The sequence below is a fragment of the Burkholderia sp. Ac-20384 genome, assembly GCF_017104605.1.
Taxonomy (GTDB): domain Bacteria; phylum Pseudomonadota; class Gammaproteobacteria; order Burkholderiales; family Burkholderiaceae; genus Burkholderia; species Burkholderia lata.
Genome location: NZ_JAAGPE010000541.1, coordinates 1 through 3,292, shown reverse-complemented (window position 1 = coordinate 3,292; position 3,292 = coordinate 1). Strand labels below are relative to the sequence as shown.

At 69.9% G+C, this 3,292-nt stretch carries 5 protein-coding genes; 2 read left to right on the top strand and 3 right to left on the bottom strand.

Annotated features, from left to right (window positions below):
* A partial coding sequence (locus G3O00_RS41355; RefSeq protein ID WP_206146455.1) for an MFS transporter occupies window positions 1-1,063 on the bottom strand: 1,063 nt, incomplete at its 3' end.
* Window positions 1,064-1,162: 99 nt separating this feature from the next.
* Entirely contained in the window at window positions 1,163-1,864 is a 702-nt protein-coding gene (locus G3O00_RS41350; RefSeq protein ID WP_206146454.1) for a flavin reductase family protein, read from the bottom strand.
* 229 nt (window positions 1,865-2,093) lie between these two features.
* Between G3O00_RS41350 and G3O00_RS41345 the strand changes: the two genes are divergently transcribed.
* Both G3O00_RS41345 and G3O00_RS41340 read left to right on the top strand, forming a co-directional pair.
* A complete protein-coding gene (locus G3O00_RS41345) occupies window positions 2,094-2,420 on the top strand; it encodes a thioredoxin family protein (RefSeq protein ID WP_021160574.1) in 327 nt (108 codons plus the stop codon).
* A 10-nt stretch (window positions 2,421-2,430) separates the two neighbouring features.
* Window positions 2,431-2,850, top strand: coding sequence for a secondary thiamine-phosphate synthase enzyme YjbQ (locus G3O00_RS41340; RefSeq protein ID WP_206146453.1), 420 nt, complete (start codon window positions 2,431-2,433; stop codon window positions 2,848-2,850).
* 44 nt (window positions 2,851-2,894) lie between these two features.
* Here G3O00_RS41340 and G3O00_RS41335 read toward each other — a convergent pair.
* Window positions 2,895-3,292: response regulator (locus G3O00_RS41335; RefSeq protein WP_206146452.1), on the bottom strand; the 398-nt coding region annotated here is incomplete at its 5' end.

The following is a 3,292-nucleotide window of genomic DNA, read 5'->3' as shown; positions in this document are numbered from 1 at the left end:
GGAGCCCGAGCCCCATCAGCGCGACGCCGCCCGCGCCGGCCGTGCGCCCGCCGAAGCGGGCCGCGAATGCGCCGGAGCCGAACGATACGAGTGCGAACGGCACCGACATCGGCAACAGCGCGAAACCTGCACCGGTAGCGTCGAGCACATGGTGGCTCTGCCACGCGAGCGGCAGCACGAACAGCATCCCGTAGCCGCCGAACGTCATCGTGCCGTTGCCGACGAGCATCCCGCGGAATGCTCGGTTCGCGAACAGGTCGAGCGGCACGAGCGCGGCTGTGCCAAGGCGCCGTTCGATCCGCACGAACAGCGCGATGGCAACCGCGCCGGTTGCAATCAGCAGCGCGGCGCGAAGCGCGTCGTGACGCGCATCGATCGTCGCGAACACGACGCAGCCGATCGCGATTGCGCCGAGCGCCTGCGCGGCCGGATCGAAGCGCCGGCCCTGCGGATCGGCCGATTCCGGCACGACGGCGCGGGCCAGCGCGATCGCGGCCACGCCGAACGGGATCACGACGGCGAAGATGCTGCGCCAGCCGAATGCGTGGATCAGCACGCCGCCGAGCGTCGGCCCGACGATCATCGCGATGCCGCCGAACGCGGCCCAGATGCCGAGTGCGCGCGCCCGTTCGGCCGGATCGCGCCAGATCACGCGGACGATCGCGAGCGAAGCGGGAATCAGCAGCGCAGCGCCCGCACCGGCGAGCGCCCGGCCCGCGATCAGCACGCCGAGCGTCGGCGCGAGCGCGCACACGATCGATGCGCCGCTCAGCACGGCCGCGCCGAGCACGAACGCACGGCGCCTGCCGTACAGGTCGCCGACGAGGCCGCCCGTGAGCAGCAGCACCGCATACGCGAGGTTGTACGCGTCGATGACCCATTGCAGCGCGCCGACGCGTGCGCCGAACGCGGTGCCGATCGGCTCGGTCGCGAGATTGACGATCGCGGTGTCGATCTGCGCGATCAGCACCGCGATGCACAGCGCCGGCAGCACGAGGCGGTGCCGGGCCGGCGCGGCGGGTTCGGCCGCGCCGGCGGAAGCATGACGAATCGTCGGGTTCATCGGTGTCCTCCTGTTCGTGTGTCGCGCGGGCGGCTGGCGGCAACGATGAGATTCAGGTGAGGCGTGGCCCTTGCCCATCGGCCCGACCGTTGCGCTCCACTACCGCCCGGCGCCAACCGGCACCCCCGCATCGCGCGAGCGCTCGATGTCCGGGCTGCGATACGCGCGCTCGGGAATCTCGGCGAGCCGCGACGCGTGCACCTGATGCGGCGTGAGGCCGTAGAACCGCTGAAAACTCATGATCAGCGGCGACCATTTGTCCGGATCGATGCGGTCCGGATGGCCGTCCATCAGCAGGTCGGGATGCACGTGCACGCGCTGGATGCGCAACTCGAACAAGCGGATGTGCCCGCGTACGTCGGGCGCTTCCTCACCGATTCCATGCGTGGCCGCGACGACCGCTTCCATGTGCACCGGGCATTCGAGCGCACGCGGCGGCGCGACGGTTTGCGACGCTGCTTCGGTGAGCCCGGCCGTGCCGAACTTGTCGGGCTCGTACATGTAGCCCTTCGCGCGCTTGCCGTCCGGCACCGGGTAGGTGCCCGTCGTGCGCGCGATCCGGTCGACCGCGTGCGCCTGCGCCGACGACGGCAGGTTCAGCACGCACTCGCCGGTGCGCAGCAGGTTGCGGGTGGTCTGCGAACTGGCGGCGATGCCGATCACGCCGCGCCAGCCGAGCCAGAACGCGGACGAGATCGGCGCGAGATTGGCCGTGCCGTCTTCGTTCAGCGTGCTGACCAGCACGACGGGCGTGCCGAAATAGAGGATGTTCGGTTCGGTGACGCAATGCGCAGCGTTCATGGTTGGTGCCTTCGTTGAGGGATCAGTCCGCATGCTGATCCTGTCGCGACGGCGCGGCGCTCCGAATCTTGTCGTGTCATTCCCGGCGGTGCGCCGCGACGGCATTTGCGCCGGGCAGGACCGCCCGGCACCGCGTGCGCTTTTCCGCTACAGTGGGAGATCGTAGGCCGCACCCGCCGCATCGCACGGGCGCACGCGGCCCTGTTCCGCCAACGCACACGAGGGCCTGATGGATACCGAGCAACGCTACACCGCCAACGCGCCGACGCGCGCGGAAGTCGATGCACTGGGCGGCGCGACCGTCATCGAATTCGGCGCGAACTGGTGCGGGATCTGCGCGGGCGCGCAGCCGGCGATCGTGGCGTCGTTTTCCGCGCATCCCGCCGTGCGGCACCTGAAGATCGAGGATGGCCCGGGCCGTCCGCTCGGCCGCTCGTTCGGCGTGAAGCTGTGGCCCACCCTGGTGTTCCTGCGCGACGGGGTCGAAGTCGCGCGCGTCGTGCGTCCGGCCGACGCGAAGCAGATCGAAGCCGACGGCTTCGCCGCGCTGGCCTGAGGTCAAGGCGATGCAACAGGCAATCACGCACATCGGCATCGACACGCGCGGCAGCGGCCTCGTCGAATTCACGCCGCAGGTGCGCGCATTCGTCGACCAGCAGGCGATCCGCACCGGCCTGCTCACCGTGTTCTGCCGCCATACGTCGGCATCGCTGCTGATCCAGGAGAATGCGGATGCGTCGGTGCAGCGCGACATCGAACGCTACTTCGCGACGCTCGCGCCCGAGGACGCCACGCGCTACGAGCACGACACCGAAGGGACCGACGACATGCCGGCGCACCTGCGCACGGCGCTCACTCAGGTGCAATTGTCGATCCCGGTCGAGCAAGGGCGCATGGTGCTCGGCACGTGGCAGGGCATCTATCTGTTCGAGCATCGCCGCGCGGCGCACCGCCGCGATATCGTGCTGCACCTGATCGGCGAGTAAGCGGCAGCACGCGGCAACAAGCGGCACTTCGCTGGCGCACCGGCTCAGGCGAGCAGCTTCTCGACGAGCGCGCCGAGTTCGCGCAGGTGGACGGGCTTCGGCAGGAATTCGTCGAACACCCGCTTGTTCTCGCGCAGCGCGGCCGATTCATAGGCGCTGACGCCGAGGATCGCCGGATGCCGGCCGTCGTCGTCGGGCACCGCGACCGTGCGAATCCGCCGCGCAACCTCGAAGCCGCTCAAGTCCGGCAGCTCGAGATCGATCACGACGATGTCGTAATGGCACGTGCCGAAGCGCGCGACGCCTTCCTGCCCGGTGCTGCACAGATCGGCTTCGATGCCGAGCGCCGACAGCATCGCGCCGAGCGTTTCGCGCGCGTTGTCGTCGTCGTCGACCACCAGCGCGCGCCGGTCGCGGTGCGCGGCAGCGTGCGGCAGCGCGA

Bases quoted from the DNA above. Each gene is read 5' to 3' on its own strand.
- G3O00_RS41350 (WP_206146454.1), bottom strand. From the start codon at position 1,864: ATGAACGCTGCGCATTGCGTCACCGAACCGAACATCCTCTATTTCGGC.
- G3O00_RS41345 (WP_021160574.1), top strand. From the start codon at position 2,094: ATGGATACCGAGCAACGCTACACCGCCAACGCGCCGACGCGCGCGGAA.
- G3O00_RS41340 (WP_206146453.1), top strand. From the start codon at position 2,431: ATGCAACAGGCAATCACGCACATCGGCATCGACACGCGCGGCAGCGGC.